Below are 15,991 nucleotides of genomic sequence, written 5' to 3' on the forward strand. Positions count from 1 at the left end.
TCCTCAGTGCAGGAGATTGTGGTCAGCGCCTGCACCCAGGCGTCGCCGGGGGGACGGGGCCGGCGACGACGCGGGGCGGCGGAGGAGGGCAGGCGCAGAGGGCGGACGCTTCGCGTTCGTCGGCGGGAACTTCATCGCGGCACTCGCTGCGCCTGGGGTGCGGCTGGTGGCGGTCGGCGAGTGCGTTGCGCGTGTGACCGAGGTCGCAGGAGATGACGGCGAGGGTTTCGGTGGCGAGGTAGCGAAGCCGCATCGCGGTATGCACGTCGGCTGCCTGGCCGAGGTCCTGGTGGAAGTCGGCTGCTGCGGTGAGGACTTCGCTGAGGGCGGTGAGGATCCCGTCGTGGGCGGCGGTCAGTTCGGTCAGCGCCTCGGCGACGTCCTCGGTGCAGGGCGCCTCCCGGATGCGTTCGGCGAGGTGGGCGACCTGTGCGCCGAGCGGGAGGTAGTGCGGCTCGCGCAGGTTGGTGTCGAGGGGTTCGTCGCAGTCGACGTGGTAGCCCACGGCGCGCAGCCGGGAGACGGCGCGGGCCGCGAGGCGGGTTTCCTCGGTGTCGTCGAGGCCGGTGGGCAGCCGGTGGTAGTGCTCGTGGAGGCGGAGGACGGGAACGAAGCCGGTGCGTTGAAGGATGCTGTGCGCTTCGGGGTCGCCTCCGCGGGCAAGGACTTCACCGGAATGTACGTCGCGCCGCAGGGCCAGCAGGCGGTCGGCCAGGGACAAGTAGCGATCTCTCTGCAGAGGTGGTCAGCGCGCACGTTGCGGGGCTGGGGCTGGCTGTGCGGCTGGGGGCGGAGGCGTGGCCGGGGTGAGGCGGGCCTGGTCGAGCAGGGCGGTGGCGGCGTCATCGAGGTCCTGCTGGAGGGCGAGAAGGCGGCGGGCGGTCCATTGCAGGCGGTGCCCCGTCTCGGGGCCGTAGGACTGCGGGAGGCCGGTGAGGCGGTGTGCGGCGTGCTCGATGAAGCCGCGCACGGTGGCGAGCGGACCTGTCTGCTCGTCGGTGAGCTGCGACAGCATCTGCGCGATCTGCCCGGCCGGGCTGGCCGCTTCCGGCGCGGTGGACCTCAGGTCCGGTTCGCGGGTGACGTGAGGCTGTGGCGTGCGCAGACCGAGGTCGAATTCGATGCGGCGGGCCTCGGCCGCCAGTCGCTGGAGCAGCTTCGGGTCTTGCGGCTGCCATGTGCCTTCGAGCCGGATGAGGTTGGCCAGGAGGTCGAGCCGGCTGGGCTGGGCCTGGACGGCGATCCAGCGGCAGCCCTGGTCATCGCCCGGCACGGCGATTCCGGCGGCGCGGGCGAGCCGGTGGGCGGTCTCGGACCACTCGGGCCCGGTGAGTGTGCGGTCGCCGGGGGCGAGACGGAGGCTGGCGTGGAAGATCGCTTCCCGGCTGCCCCGGGGACTGGTGGCGAACGGGTTCTGCCAGTTCGGGTCGTCCAGGTGTTCCGCCCACTGGGCCGTTGTCCACAGCTGCTGCTCGTCGTCCAGGGTGTAGTAGTCCAGGCCCGGCCAGTAGGCGACCACGGTGTGGTCGGTCAGCGCTTCCTGTTCGCTGACGGGCCGGCCGAGCGCTTCGCCGAGGGCCTCGGCGGAGTCGACGCCCCCGGGGTAGACGCGGGGCATCACCGCAGGCTTCCATCGCCGCCGGGGGTGGTGAGCTGCTGCCAGTCGTGGGCGGCGGTGATCAGGGCACGTTCCCGGACGAAGTCCGCGTGGACCGCCGTGTCGCCCGGCGCCAGCAGGTCCAGCGCACGGTCGATCGTCGCCAGCGCATCGTGGTACCGGCCCAGGCCGCGCAGGGCTGCCGCCTCCCGGAACAGGGCGATCGGGTCTCTGCGGTCGGCGAACGGCTCCCGTGTCAGGAGTTGGAGCATGCGTTCCTCGCGGCCGGGCAGGCGGACTCCGAGCCACAGCCCGTGCAGCAGCACGTGCAACGATTTGGCGTGGTCGCCAGTCTCGTCGAGGACCTGCTCCATGAGGGCGTATCCGGCGGTGCGGGACTGTCCGAGCAGCGCGAACGCCCACAGCGCCCGGCTGTAGGGGTCGAGTTCGCCTGCGGCCTTGTCGGGCAGGGTCTGCAGGAGGATTTCGATGCTGTGGCAGCGGAAGTCGTAGCGCAGGGTCCCCAGGTAGATGTGCCGGTAGGTCCGGGCCACGCCGGAATCCGTGCCGGGGCGGGTGATCTGCTCCGGCTCCAGGACGAGGAGTGCGCTGTGTCCGTCGGCGCGGGCCTGCCAGGCGGCATCCGCGCACACCTCGGCGGACTCCCGCCACGTCGCGCCGATGTCACCGAGTATCCCCGCCACGGTCGTGGGCCAGTGGCCGCCGGACGCCGCCGCGACGCGCGCGGCGGCGCGCACCTGCTCCAGCAGGTGGTGGCGCTCGGCCCGGTCACCGGGGCGGGTCATCGGGTGCTCCGGGCGTCGGCGGCGTGCACCAGTTGGTTCAGCTCGGTCACCGTGTACCAGCCACAGTCGAACACACCACGGACGTCGGTGAGTTTGGGCAGCAGGTAGTCCTCCATGGCGCGCAGGTGGATGAGGCAGTCGGGGCAGCGGCGGGTCAGGTGGACGAGGTAGCGGGGGTGGCCGGTGACGTAGGTGCGTGCGCCGCCGTCGGGGTCGCGCAGCCGCCAGCCGTCCTCGTCGGTGGGGGTGTGCCAGGACGGCGTGACGACCGTCATGGCATCGCCCCACAACTCCCCGTCGGCCACGCCCCTGACGACGACGATCTGGTCGCCGGGGGTGAAGTGGCGGTGGGTGATGTCCCGTTGGGGGGTGAGGATGTCTGCGGGGACTTGCGGGGGGCGGGAGACGGCGTCGGGCACAGCGGTGAGTCCTTCCACGGGCAGCGCGGGCGTTGGCGGGGGGGATTCAATGGTCTGGACGATCCCCGGTTTCGCTAACCGGGGATCGTCGGGTATAAGCCGCCCTGTCTAGCGGAACGGGTTCTCGCTCGCGCGGTCGTTGTCCGTTGCGGCGTCGAGGAGTTCGGGCAGATCGGTGCCGTCGGCGTCCCGCTGGTCGATCCACCAGCCGGCCCGGGTCACGGCACGGATCTTCTCCTCGAACTGGGCCCAGTCGGCGTCGTCCCAGGTGCCTTCGGCGACGAGGGCGGCATAGGCGGTGGTGACCAGCTGGTGGCGGGAGCGTTCGCCCCAGTCCAGGGCGCGCTCGGGCCCGTCGAGGGGCGGCATGTCGAACTGGGCCGCCCACTCCCGCACGGTGGCCTGTTCCTCGGCGCGCTTGGCGGCGAGCCACTCCTCCTTGCTGGCGGTGTCGTTGTCGCGGGCGGCCTTCCAGCAGTCGGTGCAGTCTCGTCCGGCGAGCCAGCGGGCGAGGCCGGCGCGCTGGTCGGCAGGACGGGCCGTCAGGTCATGCGTCACGTCATGTCCGCACAGGTGGTGGACGTGCCAGGTCTTCGGCACAGGCATGGGTGGGGATTCCTTGTCGATGAGGTGATTCAGAACGGGAAGAGGCGGTGCCGGTCCCGGGGCGGTGGGGGTGGCAGTGGCGTGGCGGGGTCCGGCGTCTGGTGCGTGGTGGCTTTGAGGGCGTGGTCGATCAGTACGTGTCCGTCGAGCAGCCAGGTCGCGATGGCAGGCCACGCATCCGCGGTGCGCTGCGCCAGAGCGGCCGAAGGGGGCTCCGCGGTCGGCGGTGCGGGAGCGCGATGCCGGATCTGGTTACCGGCGTCGAGCGCTGATCGCAGCCGGTCGAGCGCTTCGGCCTCGACGCCGGACACGACCGTGGCCGGCGAGGCAGGGGAGTTGTCGCCGGTCAGGGCAGGGCCGTGGTCGAGGAACGTCTGGAAGGCGTCCCACATCTGGTAGCGGAACCAGACCTCCAGCCCGTCGAGGCGCTTGTCGTCCAGCGGAGTGCCGTCACTGGTACGGCGGGTGCGGACGGTCTCGTCCCATGTCCGCTCCGCTGTGCGTGCGCGGGTGAGGGCGCGGGCGACTTCGCTGATGCGGCGGGTGTGAAGTGCCTGGTGGCAGACGGGCAGCAGCCGCTCCGTGATCGCGTGGGCTGTATGGGCGGGCTCGCCCGTGACGACGACGCAGCGCGGGGCGTTCCGCTCGTCTGTCAAAGCCCGGCCGGTGAGGGGTGCGAGGGCGCCGACGAGGTATTCGTGGTTGTGGCCGGGCCGCTCGATCACGAGCAGGCCGGGGTCAGTTCCCCGGTGGCCGGTCAGGACGGCCGCGTAGGGGATGCGGGTCGTCGTGATGGCCTGGGCGAGTTCGCCGGCATCCCACAGCCGGTCCGCCAGGCCGTCCTGGTCGGCGGGCAGGGCGTAGATCTCGACCCTGGCGCTCCAGCCACCGGGCAACCGACGGGCTATGTGCTCGGCGATGTCGCCGAGGTAACGGCGGGCGGTGAGGGTGACGGAGACGTCGTGGTCACGGGCGAAGCCGACCAGCTCCGCGACAGCGGCGCTCTGGCGGACGGGATCGGCCAGCGGGAACGCGTAGGTGCCATCGTCACGCTGGGCGAAGCCGGTTGACCGCAGCGCTGTTCGCGCGCGGTCGTGCTGTTCGCCGGAGGGGATGGCGATGATGCCGGGACCGGGGCTGTGGGCGAGGGTGATCTGGGAGGGATGGTCGGTGGGCACAGGGTCCTTGCTGTCTACGGCGCGGGGCCGGTGAGGTAGGGCGCTCCTGCGACGGCGCACCTGCACGTGGTCTGGGCCCTTCGGCAGGCGGCGGCGGACGGCCGCCGCCTGCCGGGGGCTCCGTCAGCCGGGAGCGTTCGCCCGCTGCAGGTTTCTGGGGGTTCAGCGGCGCGGGGCGGTTGTCGTCCGCCCGTACGGTGCGGGGCCGGTGAGTGGTGGTGTGGTGGTGAGGGCCGGCGTCGCCGGTGCGGTCAGGAATCGCGGCCGGGGCGCGCGGTGCGGGGGCAGCACACCGACGGCCGCCGACAACTCCTCACCGGCCTGACGGAGTTCGCCGGTGAGGAGGCGGAGCTGCTGGGCGATGACACTCAGCCGTGCGCCGGTTCGGTGGCCCTGACGTGTCTCCGTCGCCTCGGCGAACTGCGCTGCGGTGGAGATGAGTTCGCCCATACGGGCCAGCGGGCCGGGCGCGTACCCGGCGTCCTGCGTCGCGGTCAGCAGGACATCGGCGACATCACCGCTGTGCCGCGCCTCGACGATGTCTCCGATCAGTTCCTGAAGGGTGACTTCCGGGGTGGGAACGCGGCGGTGGTAGCGGGAGGAGTCCGGGCGCAGCACGCCGGGCGGTACCGGGGGCGGTGAGGCCTGCCCGGCCGCGTACTCGTTGTCGTACTGGCCCAGGACCTGCCACGCATGGCTGTCCAGGTCACCGGCGAGGGCGAGGACGGTCGATACGTCGTCCTCGATCAGGTATGCAAGGGTGATCAGGCGGCCCTCGGCGTCGTACCAGGATTCAAAGGGGTCCAGGTCGCCGCGTTGGCGGGCGTCCTGGGCGCGGGCGGTCCCTTCCCGCTGCGTGTCGGCGCTCGGTGACGGTGGTGCGGGCAGGCGGTGCTGTTCAGCGAGGTCGCTGACGATGTACTCGTGCTCGGCCCAGGCCGTCAGGTAGGGCCACAGCGCGGTGTCCCGTTCCCGGGCTGCCTCGGTGCCGGGCTCGACCGGGTCGGTGAGGATGCGATCGATCTGGGTGGCTGCGTGGTCGAGGTCGTCCAGCAGGAGCCGCCACGCCCGGTGGTGGCGTGCGGGCGTCATGGTGGCGATCGCGCTCCGCGCGGCGGTGAGCAGGGTGTTGGTGTGCGGCAGGACATGGGTCTCGAAGGCTGCTGCGGCGTCACGGTTTCGCTCGGTGCGTGCGGCTGTGGCGGCGTGGGTGTCGGTGATCGTGCCGTGCCGGTTGCGCAGCTGGTCCAGGGCGGTCTCGCACTTCAGATGGATGACCGAGAAGCGCAGGGCGTAGGCGCGGACGTGACCGGCGAGGGCTGCCGGTGAGGGCGTGGCGGTGTCGGTGATGAGCCCCTCCAGGGGCAGTTCAGCGGCGGGAGCCGCGAGCGGGCGGTGCGGCCTGGGTGGTCATGGCGGCTGTGGTGCGGCGCGGCACCGGCGCGGGCGGCGCGGTATCGTCCGGCGCCGCGGTGCGCAGGCTGGGGTCGAGTTCGACCGGGTAGTGGGCAGTGGTGAGCATGTCGGCGGCCCAGGACGCGTGCTCGTTCTCCCACGCTTCGCCCATGTCGAACGGCAGGCGCACCCACTGCCCGTACAGGGTGGGGAAGGTCATGAACCCCGCCCGTTTGAGGGTGCCGGCGGCGTAGGCGTCGAGGGGCCCTTCGATTTCGACCTGACCGCCTTGCCCGCGGAGGATGCGGATCGGGTCGCTGTTCACGTTCGCCTGCCGTGTCCGTGTCTGCCGGGTGGGGTGGCGGCGGTGGGGGCGTAGGCGGGCTTGGGTGGGACCGGCCTGGCGGTGGGTGGTGTGGTGGTGAGGGCGGGACCATTCTGGGGCGAGCGGACGGCGGCGGCCCGGGCGATCCGCGTGCGGCGCTCCATCAGCCCGTTGCGTACGGTCGGCTGCGGCGGATCGGGTGTGGCGGCGGGGTCGAGGGAGAAGTCGGAGTGCACGTGGCAGCCGAGTTCGCGCAGGTCGTGGACGGCTTGACGGGTACGCCGCGGTCCGTCGGTCTCCGGGTTGGTGAGCCGGTAGAGGCCGGGAGTGCCGGGGACTTGTTCGAACTGTTCACGGGTCAGGAACCAGTTACCCAGGTTCATGGGCATGTTGGGGCCGATCCGGGCGACGAAGCCGTGGTCGTGGTGGATACCGAAGATGAAGTGAGTGGATGGGTCCACAAGTGAAAAGAGGTCTTCCTGTCGTGTTCGAGCCGGCGGGGGTGTGTCAGCGGCTCCGGCGGATGCCGGGGCGGTGCGGCGGCCGGTCGGGCGGTGGCGGATGACCGGGGCCAGGGTGGCGTCGGGCGGCGCGTACGGTGACGAGCGGAGCGAGAGCCGCCGGGAGGGTCTGGCTGGCGGGGCGGGTGACCGGTTCGGGGGAAAAGGTCTGCCTGAGTACCGAGTTGACGACGGTGGGCGGCGTCTGGTGGGTGAAGGAGACCGCCCACAGTGCCCCGTGTTCGCCGGTGACCGCACCGATGTGCAATTCGATGGACTCGTCGCCCTGCAGGGGCGGCGCGGGGGAGTCGGCGGGGCGGCCGATCATGAAGGCGCGGCCGTCGCGGGACTGGAACCCGGAGAGGCCGGATTCCTCGACGTACTCCCACCGGTGCGGGTCGACCGTCAGCTCGATCAGCTCCGGGTCGGCTTCGAGGTGCTCGGCGATGGCGGTGGTCAGAGCGGCAACGAATTCGACGGGCGTGTTGCCGGCGACGTCGATCCGCCACCGGTCGGGCGCGCCGGGGCCGGTGCCCGCGGTGATGACCAGGTGGGGGCCGCGGCCTTCAGCCCGCTGGTCGTGGTGCATGGTGATGCGCCCGCAGGGACTGGTGGCCGTGAGCGTGAACGCGCTCATCCGGCACGACCAGTCGCGTGCCGTGCCGAATGCCGCGATGTGCGCCTGGTGCTGAATGGGCCAACTCGCTGCCAGATAGCGGGGGCTGATGTGGAAGAAGGCGCTGGCCGTGGTCTTGGTCTTGTTGTGTGTCATGAAGGAGTTCCGTACAGAAGTCAGCGGTGCGGCGTGGCCCGGTGGGATGGCGGGAGGGCCGCAGGCGCCGTCGCAGGCGTGAGCGGGGCCGGGCTCTGTGGCGCGGGTGCGGCGGCCTTCGCCTGGCGGATGAGGGCCTCGCCATCGGCGAGCCACGTTTCGACCGCCGGCCACACCCGTTCGTTGCGCGTCCGCTTGGCGGCGGTGGGGCTGTCGGCAGGCAGGGCAGCCGGGGTCTCGCGTAGTCCTGTGAGCTGGCCATTCCACCACTCCAGTGTGGCCTGGCCCTCCTGCACAGCGGCGCGCAGGCGCTCCAGCGCCGCGGTGTCCTCGGGCCAGGGTGTGCCGGCCGGACGGCAGTGCTCCAGCAGGATGGGGCCATGGGTGAGGAAGTCACGGAAGTGGTACCAGGCGTTGTCCTGGAAGGCTTCGCTCGCCGCGGCGAGGCCGTCCGTGGCAAGCGGGGTGGCGTCGCTGAAACGGCCGGATGCGCGGATCGCCTGCCAGGTCTCGTGCTCGGCGCGGACGTGGCAGAGCGCGGAGGCGAACTCGGTGACGCGCCGGGCGTGCAGCGCCCGCTGGTAGGCGGGCAGAAAGCGCCCGGTGACGGCGCGGGCGGCCAGCCCAGGGGATGCGGGGACGACGATGCTGCGCGGGGCGTTGGGCTCCTCGTAGTTGTCGTCGAATCCCTCGGGGGCGAACGCGCCGATCACATACCCCTGGTCGTGGCCCGGTCGTTCGATGAGGAGCAGGTTGATGTCCGCTCCGTCGCTGAGCCGCGCGGCGTAGGGGACGCGGGCGCTCTGCGCGGCCTGGGTGAGTTCGCCGCTGTCCCACAGCCATGGCACGAGGTCCTCCTCCTGCCACAGGGGGTGGCTGTAGACCTCGACTGTCGCGTTCCACTGGCCGGGGAGCTGTGCGACGAGATCGCCGGCGATGTCGCCGATGAAGCGGCGGCTGCTGGTGGCCACCGTGCTCTGGTGGCGCTCGGCCGAGCGGACCAGGCCGGTGAGGGTGGTACGGGCGGTCTCCGGATCGTCCAGCGGCAGTGTGTACGTACCGTTGTCGCGACGCTGGAACCGGGATCCGGCGAGCGCGGTCTGCGCCCAGCGGTATTGCTCCCCGGATGCGATGGCAACGATGCCGGTGGCGCGGCTGAAGCAGAGGGTGATCTGTGCGGACGGGGGTGCGGGCATGGAAGTCCTGGCGGTGAGCGGAGGCGGAAGACAGTGCCTCGAGAGCGTGGGTGGCGGGCTATCGGCGGTGAGTGGCAGCAGTGTCGGCAGCGGGCGGCGGGGGCGGGGCGGCCGTGCGCACGCCCGGGCGTGCCGGTGCCGACGGCGCGGAGGGACCGATGGGCGCGCGGATCGCTCTGGCAAGTTCGATGAGCTGCGCGCCGTTGTCCAGCCACAGCGCCATTGTGTTGGGGCTGCTGCGGAGGGCCTGGTCGGGGCCGGACCGGGCCGCGTTCAGGGCGTCTTCGAACGAGTCGAGGAACGCCGCCTGCGGCGGGGCGAGGACTGGGGCGTCGGGATGCCGGATGGCGCTGATGAACCCGGGCGCACGTTTCAGGAACTGCTCCAGCTTGGCAGCGAGGTGAAAGGGGTACGGCTCGATCACGGTGCCGGGCTCGAAGGTTTCCTGTACCCAGGCCAGGTCTTCCTCGGCCTCGTGCAGGTGTACCAGGCGAACTGCCTGTTCATACGCGGGCAGCAGCACGGTCCGCATCGCCACCGAGGCCGTCTGTAGGGTGGGCGCCGCGATGGTGCACGGCGCCGGCACCGGGAGGTCGATGTAGTCGGCGTCCGGCACGAGGGCACCGAGCAGATACCAGCCTTCCGCCCCGGGCCGCTCGATCAGGAGGAACTCCGCGCCCCTCTGGTCGCTCAGGACAGCACCGTAGGGCACCCCGTACTGCGTTATGGCAGTGGCCAGTTTGTTCTCCGAGCCCCAGAGCCAGGAGACGAGGCCCTGTTGCACATCGGGCATTGTGAAGTTCTCGGTGGTCACTTTCCAGGCTCCGGGCAGGCTGCCTGAGATGGCGGAGGCGACGTCGCCCAGGTAGGCGCGGTTGCTGGTGGTGATCTGGGTCTGGCAGTCTCTCGCGGTCTGGGTGAGGTGGGCCAGGGCCTCGCGTGCGGCGGCGGTGTCGGTGAGCGGGAGGGTGCGGATGCCGCCGTACTGCCGGGTGAATCCGGCCAGATCCAGGGCAGTTTCTGCCCAGGGACGGCCGGTGCCGCGGGGCAGGGCGACGATGCTGTCGTCCGCGCGGCTGAGAAGCAGGATGATCTGTGCGGAGGTCATGAACAGGAGCTTTCGGGTCAGCGCCCGGCCACGGGGGACGGTGAGTGGCGGGCGGGCGCAGGCGGTGTCACCTGCGGGATGCCCGCGTCGGCTTGGCAGGTGTCGCGGGAGCTGCGCAGCCTGCGGCGGGCGCGGTGGTCGGCGCCGGGCGGGCGGGACTCCACAGACCGGGATGGTCACTGAACCGGGTACGGGGGTCGGTATCCCACCTCACCAGGGGGCCGTGCTTTTCTTCCGTGAGGCTGATGACTTCGACGCCGGACGGGTACAGGATGTAGCCCCACTGCATGTCCTGCGCGATGGCGGTTTCGTCGGTGACGGCCATGCGGCTCGGGGGCGAACCGTCCGGGGGGATCAGGTTGTCCAGCGTCGTGCTGGGCCACTGTTGGCCGCCGGTCAGCGCGGTGAGCAGGTCGTCGGGCGCGCCGTCGAGAAGGTCGGTGCCCAGTTCGTCCCAGGCGATGGTCACGGTGTCGATGAGGTGCCGGCTCATGGCGTCGAGGTCGCGGCCGAAACGGTACTGGTAGGCGGTCAGCAGCAGCGGGAGATGGTGGCTGGGTACCCCGTCGAGGTGAACGTAGATTCCCTCGTAGCCGGTGGTCGTGGGGCGGGCGATGAATGATCGGGTCGACAGGGGGTGGTCTCCTTCGGCGGGTGGTCAGCGGGGCGGGCGACGCAGCGGTGTACCCGTGGTCGGGGGTGGTGGCGCGCAGGCGGTGCTGGTTGGTGCTGTAGGGGCTGCTGCTGACGTGGGGCTGTAGGTGTGGGCGAGATGGTCTTCGCCGAGGTAGGCGAGTTGATCGCCGAGTTCGGCCAGGCGGCTTGCGCGGGCGCGGTAGCGGCGGGCGATGTCCGGTTCTTCGTTGCGGTCGCACCACTCGGCGGCCGATTCCAGGAACTGGTGCAGCGCTCCCAGGGCGCCGTGCTCGTGGCTGAGGACCGCTTCGGTGACGGCCTGGAATTCCGCGGCGCTGCGGGCGTTCGGTATCTGGTCGGTCCAGGCGGTGATGCTCTGCCCGGCTGCGGCCATGGCAAGGGAGTCGGTGAATTCCTGTGCGTCGTGGGCGGCCCAGCGGTGGAGGTCGTCGCTGGTGGGGCTGTTGGTGTTGTAGGCGTGGCTCTGTTCGGTGGTGCGGCCGGCGTTGTCGTACAGGTCGAAATCGGGGTTGTACATGTACATGGGGACTCTCTGAATCGGCGGGCCGTTAGCGGGTCTGTGAGGGCGAACGCGGTGCCGCCGTAGGGCGGGAGGCGGCAGCGGGGGTTTGGCTCGAAGCCGCGCAGCGTTTGAGTCCGCGGTCCCCGGGCGGGTCCAGAAGGCGGCGGGCGTCCTGTGTGAGTTGCTGAGCGGCGGCGTCAAGGTGGGAGCGGGCGCTGTCGAGGTGGTCGCCCATGACCTCGCGCGCGGAGCGGATGGCGTCGGCGTGCTCCGCGGTCGGTGTGTACTCGGAGATCTCGTGGAGGAAGCCGAGCTGTTCCACGACTGCGCCGAGGTCTGCGAGGGCGTGGCCGATGGGGCGGGCGGCGCGGGCCAGAGCGGCGGTGCCGCGGCGGTGGACCTGGGTGTGCCGGTGGGGGAACCGGGCTGCTTCACCGCGTCGATAGGAGAGTTCGTACGCCAGGCTCGTGAGCAGGTCACCGAGTGAGGCGATCCGGTCTTCGATGTGCTGAGTGACGATGTCGTCCGCGTGCGCAGGCGGCTCGGGAAGCCGCCAGGCGTATCTGGAGACGCGTCCGGCGAGGCGGAGCAGGTGGTCGGGGTTGGCGACGTCGGTGGACAAAGGACGGACTCCATAGGGACGGTGGCGCGAAGGGGAACTGGTCCTGGTATTGGGCATGCTGATGGCGGGCGCTCGTCCAGGTGCCGGGCAGGCGCTCGGCCACGACCGTGGCAAGGTCAGCGAGGTCGGTGCCGGGGCTGGGGGCCCGGGATCCGTGGTCGTGAGGGGTCAGCGTGAGTGGCCGGGGCCGGCGGCGGGTGACGCGGGTTGCGGAGGCGGTGCCGTTACGGCGGTGCCGTAGTCGGTGGCGACCTGTGCCTGCCAGTTGGGGCGCGGTGCCGGACCGAGGGCGCGCATCCGGTCGACGGCCGCGTGCAGGTCTTCGCCGAGGCCACGCAGGGATGCTGCCGCGTCCTCGAAGTCGTAGTGCAGGTCGTCTTCGTGTTCGGATTCCTTGGCTTTCTCGGCTGCGGCTTCGAAGAAGTCCGCGAGGCGTTCCAGCAGGCCGTCAGTCGGATGCAGGACCTGGTCGGTCAGTGCTGCGGCCTGCTCGTACGACTCGGAGGCGTTGAGCTGGTCGGTGAGATGGAGGACCGCGTGGCCGTGGATGTAGTGGCCGTCCGGACCGGGCGGCGTGTTCTCGTTGGTAGGCAGGGGGCTCCAGGGCGGGGTTCGGGATGGGGGCGTGGACTGGGCGGTGTGTCTACGGCCGTGTGGTCGGTGGCGCGGGTATCTGCGTGTACGGCTCCGAACAGGGAGGGGCGGCGGTCGAGTTCGTCGACCCAGCGAAGGAGACGGGGCAGGTTCTTGTCCGGCCCGAAAGCGAGATAGGTGCCGTCAGCGCTGTCGCAGCCGAACCATTCGGCGATACCCATCCTGCGCAGGGAGTTGACGCGGCCCATGTGAACGCCCTTGCCGTGTGCCTTCGCCTCGCGGGCGAGTCGCTCGGCGGCGGCGCCGATTTTCCACTCGGTGGATCCGGCCAGGAACAAGACGTCGAAATCGTCCCAGGGCAGACCGAGAAGATCGCATCCGTCCTGCGCGGCGAACGCGGCCGGAATACCTAGGGTGCGGATACGGGAAAGCCATGGAAGGGACTCGGCGAGCGTGCCGGCCGCGTCGAAGGGGATATCGGGAGCGACCGCCCACAGACACCGGCCAGGGCCGTACCGCTCGACCGTGCGCTCCAGCCACGTGTACCACGCATCGTGACCGGGCCAGCCTTGGCCGAACTTGCCGTTGTCGCAGGCGTATTCGGCGGCGGGCGGAATCACGCTGCCTTGCGCCGGGGTGGTCATGCAGCCGATCAGTCCGGCGCTCATCGCGGCTCGTATGTCAGGCCCCGAGGGCGTGCCTAGGTACAGCACAGCGCAGCTTTCGGATCGTGAGGGTCAGCGGGGGCGTCTTGCCGAATGGTGGCGCGGATGGGGCGGTCACCGGGTGCGTGGACTCTGCCTGGGCAGGGGCGGAGGTGTCGTGGTGCCCTGCCGCGCGGTGAGCCGGTTGGCGGCGTGGTGCAACTGTCGGCCCGCCTCGTTGAGGTCGCGCCGGGTGCTGTCGATTCGCTCGTTGACGGCGTTACGCGCGGATTGCTGTGCCTTGCTGCGTTCCGCGGAGCGGGGCAGGGCGTCGAGTCGGTGCAGGCGACCGGCCTGGGAGACGGCTTCACCGAGATGGGCCAGGGCCTGTGCCAGGGCGCGCACCGTGTGCGTCAGCGCCGCGACTTTGTACCGGGTGACGTCGGCCGACGGGCCCTGGCCGCTGTTCACCGACCGGTCTTCGAAGGCGGCGGCGGTCGTCAGATGCGTGACCAGCCCGGCGATGTCGCGCACGCGCTCGTCGAGTTCGTCGAGGTCGTCGCTGCGTGTGTACCGCGAGTCGGTGAGCGGCAGTTCGTCGGCCACGTTATGGATCCGCTCGGCCAGCCCGTGCAGCTGGCCCATGTCGTCGTAGGCGAAGAGCAGGGGGTACTCCGTAAGACAGGTGAGTCAGGGAAGACACCGTCAGCGGTGATGTGCATGGGCGGCCTTCCGCGGCGCGGTCGACAGGGCCGGGCTCGTGCTCGGGGCGGCGTGGCGCAGATTCACACCGATGCCCCGTGCCGCGAGCTCCTGGGCCATGGCATAGACGCGCAGAGCTCGACCGGCCTCGCCGTACGCGGAGGGCAGGAGGAAAGCGGCCTGATGCGGCAGGTACTGGAATCCGTAGAGGTACAGCGTGGTGTGTGCCTCTGGCGGCACGCTTTCGTACGGCGCGCCGAGCGCCCCGTCTTTGTACTGGGTCAGCGTGACGACCTGCGCGACCTGCGGCGGGCCCTTGCGGTGAGGGGGCTCGGGCTGGCGCTGGGCGTTGTGGCGCACTGTGCGCCGGGCGTCCTCGTAGCGGGGAAGGAGGCGTTGGACGAGCTGGGCTGCGGCACGTGCGGGATCGTTGGGCACGGCGATGCCGTTCGGTTCCTCGACGCCCACGAAGTGGTGGGGCTTGATCGTGTCGCCGTGGGGTTCGAGCGGGGCCACGACGAACTGGCGGGGGCGCAGGGGCCGGTCGGCTATGTACAGTGCCTGGTCGTCGGGGCCGTACAGCACGGCGTCGTGGACCAGGACGTACTGGCTGACTATGTAGTCGACGTGGCCGATGTCCCAGAGCCGGTCGATGATCGGGAACTGGTCCTCGTAGGCGGCGTGGCGGTGGTATTCGCTGGTCCAGTCCCCGGGGAGGCGGGCGGCCAGAGCAGTGGCGAAGGCGGACAGGTCGGCGCGGGGTGGCGGCATGGGTTCCCTGGGGGGCGGAGGGAAAGGCACAGGTGGCGGCAGACTTCGGACGGAATCTTGGGCTGTCAGTGCATGCGGGCGTCGGTGTCGAAGAGTGTGGCCTCGTGCGGGTGGAGGAGGTGCTGCACGATGAAGGACCGTCCGGCGACCTTCCAGAGCCCTCGGCCTCGGTTGAGGTGCGCGATGGCCTGGGTCTCCACGGAGGTCAGGCCGAGCAGCGCGGCGGCGGCGTGGAGCTGGTCGGTCTCCTGCCGGTAGACGATGCGGGTCGAGCAGTCGGCCAGGAGGCCCTCGGCGAGGGCGCGTCCGCGGGATCCGGCGTCACCGGCGGTGAGGAGATCGGAGAGCCGGTGGATGACCATGAGGTTGGCGATGCCCATGCCGCGGGAGAGTTTCCACTGGGACTGCATGCGCTGGAGGAGGCCGGGGTGGCGCATGAGGCGCCAGGCTTCGTCGTAGACGATCCAGCGCCGGCCGCCGTTCGGGTCGGTCAGTGCGGATTCCATCCATGCGGACGCGCAGGTCATGGCGAGGACGAGGGCGGTGTCGTCGCCGGCTCCGCCGAGCTGGGACAGGTCGATGGTGAGCATCGGCGAGTTGGGGTCGAAGGCCACGGTGCTGGGTGCGTCGAACATGCCGGCGAGGTCGCCGTGGACGAGGCGGCGCATGGCGTGGGCGAGGTCGCGTGCGGCGTCGCCCAGGCGTCCCGACATGATGCCGCCGGCCGCATCGAGCTGGTCGGGGTGGTTGAGGGTGGCGGCGATGTCGCCGAGCAGCGGCACGCGGTTGCTCGCTGCGGCGTGGGTGACGACGGTGTCGAGGGCAACGTCGAGGGCGGTGTGTTCCATCGGCATCAGGTCGCGTCCAAGGACGGTGCGGGCCAGGGAGCCGAGGAGCAGCAGGCGCCGCTTGCGGATCTCGCTCGTCCAGTCGGTCTCCGAAACCGAGTCGGGTCGGGGCGCCGCGTCCAGTGGGTTCAGCTTGCCGGGCAGGCCGGGGCCGAGGGCGATGGAGGTGCCGCCGAGCGCGGTGGCGACGGGCGTCCACTCGCCCTTCGGGTCGCAGGGGACATACACGCGGTATCCGAAGGCCACGGAGCGCAGGGCGAAGGATTTCGCGAGCGCGGACTTCCCTTGCCCGATGACCCCTGCCAGCAGGACATTCGGGTTGGTGAAGCCTTCGACCTTGCCGTAGAGGGCGAAGGGGTCGAAGCAGAAGCTTGCTTCGGCGTGGACGTCGCGGCCGACGTACATGCCTTCGGCGCCGAGTCCGCCTTCAGCGAGGAAGGGGTAGGCCCCGGCCGCGACGGCGGTGGTCATGCGGTGAGCGGGCAGCCGCAGCCTGCTGCCGCGGGCGGAGGCCGGCCCGGGACGCCCGCCGGGCGGGAAGAGGGCGGGCGGGGTTTCCTGATCGGTGGGCTCGGCTCCGTCTTGCTGTGCAAGGGTTTTGGCGCGTGCTTTGGCGGTGGCTTCGGCGAGCTGGCGGCGGGCGGCTTTTCGGCTGGCGCGGTTGGTGCCGTGCGGTGTGAACAGGGGTGAGGCGGAGGCGCGGCGGGCGCGGCGTGTGGGCCGGTGGGTCATCGCGGGGGCTCGTTTCG

The 15,991-nt window shown here is 71.0% G+C and carries 19 protein-coding genes; all 19 read right to left on the reverse strand.

Annotation, left to right across the window (positions count from 1 at the left end):
* Positions 1–22: 22 nt before the first annotated feature.
* The 19 genes from ACIRQP_RS34970 to ACIRQP_RS35060 all read right to left on the reverse strand — a co-directional run bounded on the left by ACIRQP_RS34970 (position 23) and on the right by ACIRQP_RS35060 (position 15,974).
* Positions 23–721, reverse strand: a complete 699-nt coding sequence (locus ACIRQP_RS34970) for a hypothetical protein (protein ID WP_403897685.1) — start codon at positions 719–721, stop codon at positions 23–25.
* A gap of 24 nt (positions 722–745) precedes the next feature.
* On the reverse strand, positions 746–1,618 hold the full coding sequence (locus tag ACIRQP_RS34975; protein ID WP_403897687.1) for a hypothetical protein: 873 nt from the start codon (positions 1,616–1,618) through the stop codon (positions 746–748).
* On the reverse strand, positions 1,618–2,403 hold the full coding sequence (locus tag ACIRQP_RS34980) for a hypothetical protein (protein WP_403897689.1): 786 nt from the start codon (positions 2,401–2,403) through the stop codon (positions 1,618–1,620). The genes ACIRQP_RS34975 and ACIRQP_RS34980 overlap by 1 nt, the downstream gene beginning before the upstream one ends.
* The gene (locus ACIRQP_RS34985) at positions 2,400–2,822 is read right to left on the reverse strand and encodes a hypothetical protein (protein ID WP_403897692.1); all 423 of its coding nucleotides are present in this window, start codon (positions 2,820–2,822) and stop codon (positions 2,400–2,402) included. Before ACIRQP_RS34985 ends, ACIRQP_RS34980 begins: the two co-directional genes overlap by 4 nt.
* Before the next feature lie 108 nt (positions 2,823–2,930).
* The gene (locus ACIRQP_RS34990) at positions 2,931–3,428 is read right to left on the reverse strand and encodes a hypothetical protein (protein ID WP_403897695.1); all 498 of its coding nucleotides are present in this window, start codon (positions 3,426–3,428) and stop codon (positions 2,931–2,933) included.
* Between the two features lie 29 nt (positions 3,429–3,457).
* On the reverse strand, positions 3,458–4,606 hold the full coding sequence (locus tag ACIRQP_RS34995) for a hypothetical protein (RefSeq protein WP_403897698.1): 1,149 nt from the start codon (positions 4,604–4,606) through the stop codon (positions 3,458–3,460).
* A gap of 162 nt (positions 4,607–4,768) precedes the next feature.
* Entirely contained in the window at positions 4,769–5,698 is a 930-nt protein-coding gene (locus ACIRQP_RS35000) for a hypothetical protein (RefSeq protein ID WP_403897701.1), read from the reverse strand.
* 277 nt (positions 5,699–5,975) lie between these two features.
* Positions 5,976–6,326, reverse strand: coding sequence for a hypothetical protein (locus tag ACIRQP_RS35005; RefSeq protein ID WP_403897703.1), 351 nt, complete (start codon positions 6,324–6,326; stop codon positions 5,976–5,978).
* Positions 6,323–6,787 carry a hypothetical protein gene (locus ACIRQP_RS35010; protein ID WP_403897705.1) on the reverse strand — a complete coding sequence of 155 codons (465 nt, stop codon included), beginning with the start codon at positions 6,785–6,787 and terminating at the stop codon, positions 6,323–6,325. The genes ACIRQP_RS35005 and ACIRQP_RS35010 overlap by 4 nt, the downstream gene beginning before the upstream one ends.
* 46 nt (positions 6,788–6,833) lie before the next feature.
* Positions 6,834–7,598, reverse strand: a complete 765-nt coding sequence (locus ACIRQP_RS35015) for a DUF317 domain-containing protein (RefSeq protein ID WP_403897707.1) — start codon at positions 7,596–7,598, stop codon at positions 6,834–6,836.
* A 20-nt stretch (positions 7,599–7,618) separates the two neighbouring features.
* Positions 7,619–8,794: a hypothetical protein gene (locus tag ACIRQP_RS35020; RefSeq protein WP_403897710.1), complete on the reverse strand. Its 1,176-nt coding sequence runs from the start codon at positions 8,792–8,794 to the stop codon at positions 7,619–7,621.
* A gap of 58 nt (positions 8,795–8,852) precedes the next feature.
* Positions 8,853–9,902 carry a hypothetical protein gene (locus ACIRQP_RS35025; RefSeq protein WP_403897713.1) on the reverse strand — a complete coding sequence of 350 codons (1,050 nt, stop codon included), beginning with the start codon at positions 9,900–9,902 and terminating at the stop codon, positions 8,853–8,855.
* Positions 9,903–9,969: 67 nt separating this feature from the next.
* On the reverse strand, positions 9,970–10,395 hold the full coding sequence (locus ACIRQP_RS35030) for a hypothetical protein (protein ID WP_403897716.1): 426 nt from the start codon (positions 10,393–10,395) through the stop codon (positions 9,970–9,972).
* Between the two features lie 165 nt (positions 10,396–10,560).
* Positions 10,561–11,082 (reverse strand): hypothetical protein, encoded by a 522-nt coding sequence (locus tag ACIRQP_RS35035; protein WP_403897718.1) that lies wholly within the window; start codon positions 11,080–11,082, stop codon positions 10,561–10,563.
* 25 nt (positions 11,083–11,107) lie between these two features.
* On the reverse strand, positions 11,108–11,683 hold the full coding sequence (locus tag ACIRQP_RS35040) for a hypothetical protein (RefSeq protein WP_403897721.1): 576 nt from the start codon (positions 11,681–11,683) through the stop codon (positions 11,108–11,110).
* Between the two features lie 473 nt (positions 11,684–12,156).
* Positions 12,157–12,945: a hypothetical protein gene (locus ACIRQP_RS35045; protein WP_403897723.1), complete on the reverse strand. Its 789-nt coding sequence runs from the start codon at positions 12,943–12,945 to the stop codon at positions 12,157–12,159.
* Between the two features lie 111 nt (positions 12,946–13,056).
* The gene (locus ACIRQP_RS35050; RefSeq protein WP_403897726.1) at positions 13,057–13,566 is read right to left on the reverse strand and encodes a hypothetical protein; all 510 of its coding nucleotides are present in this window, start codon (positions 13,564–13,566) and stop codon (positions 13,057–13,059) included.
* A gap of 60 nt (positions 13,567–13,626) precedes the next feature.
* Positions 13,627–14,394, reverse strand: coding sequence for a hypothetical protein (locus ACIRQP_RS35055; protein ID WP_403897729.1), 768 nt, complete (start codon positions 14,392–14,394; stop codon positions 13,627–13,629).
* Positions 14,395–14,459: 65 nt separating this feature from the next.
* Positions 14,460–15,974 (reverse strand): ATP-binding protein, encoded by a 1,515-nt coding sequence (locus ACIRQP_RS35060; RefSeq protein ID WP_403897732.1) that lies wholly within the window; start codon positions 15,972–15,974, stop codon positions 14,460–14,462.
* Positions 15,975–15,991: the final 17 nt, after the last annotated feature.

Origin of the sequence: Streptomyces sp. NPDC102274, from assembly GCF_044766385.1 — a bacterium.
GTDB lineage: Bacteria > Actinomycetota > Actinomycetes > Streptomycetales > Streptomycetaceae > Streptomyces.

Excerpts from the sequence above, each read along its gene's own strand:
- ACIRQP_RS34975 (WP_403897687.1), bottom strand. The coding sequence starts at position 1,618 with ATGCCCCGCGTCTACCCCGGGGGCGTCGACTCCGCCGAGGCCCTCGGC.
- ACIRQP_RS34980 (WP_403897689.1), bottom strand. The coding sequence starts at position 2,403 with ATGACCCGCCCCGGTGACCGGGCCGAGCGCCACCACCTGCTGGAGCAG.
- ACIRQP_RS34990 (WP_403897695.1), bottom strand. The coding sequence starts at position 3,428 with ATGCCTGTGCCGAAGACCTGGCACGTCCACCACCTGTGCGGACATGAC.
- ACIRQP_RS35000 (WP_403897701.1), bottom strand. The coding sequence starts at position 5,698 with ATGACGCCCGCACGCCACCACCGGGCGTGGCGGCTCCTGCTGGACGAC.
- ACIRQP_RS35015 (WP_403897707.1), bottom strand. The coding sequence starts at position 7,598 with ATGACACACAACAAGACCAAGACCACGGCCAGCGCCTTCTTCCACATC.
- ACIRQP_RS35020 (WP_403897710.1), bottom strand. The coding sequence starts at position 8,794 with ATGCCCGCACCCCCGTCCGCACAGATCACCCTCTGCTTCAGCCGCGCC.
- ACIRQP_RS35025 (WP_403897713.1), bottom strand. The coding sequence starts at position 9,902 with ATGACCTCCGCACAGATCATCCTGCTTCTCAGCCGCGCGGACGACAGC.
- ACIRQP_RS35030 (WP_403897716.1), bottom strand. The coding sequence starts at position 10,395 with ATGAGCCGGCACCTCATCGACACCGTGACCATCGCCTGGGACGAACTG.
- ACIRQP_RS35035 (WP_403897718.1), bottom strand. The coding sequence starts at position 11,082 with ATGTACATGTACAACCCCGATTTCGACCTGTACGACAACGCCGGCCGC.
- ACIRQP_RS35045 (WP_403897723.1), bottom strand. The coding sequence starts at position 12,945 with ATGAGCGCCGGACTGATCGGCTGCATGACCACCCCGGCGCAAGGCAGC.
- ACIRQP_RS35050 (WP_403897726.1), bottom strand. The coding sequence starts at position 13,566 with ATGGGCCAGCTGCACGGGCTGGCCGAGCGGATCCATAACGTGGCCGAC.
- ACIRQP_RS35055 (WP_403897729.1), bottom strand. The coding sequence starts at position 14,394 with ATGCCGCCACCCCGCGCCGACCTGTCCGCCTTCGCCACTGCTCTGGCC.
- ACIRQP_RS35060 (WP_403897732.1), bottom strand. The coding sequence starts at position 15,974 with ATGACCCACCGGCCCACACGCCGCGCCCGCCGCGCCTCCGCCTCACCC.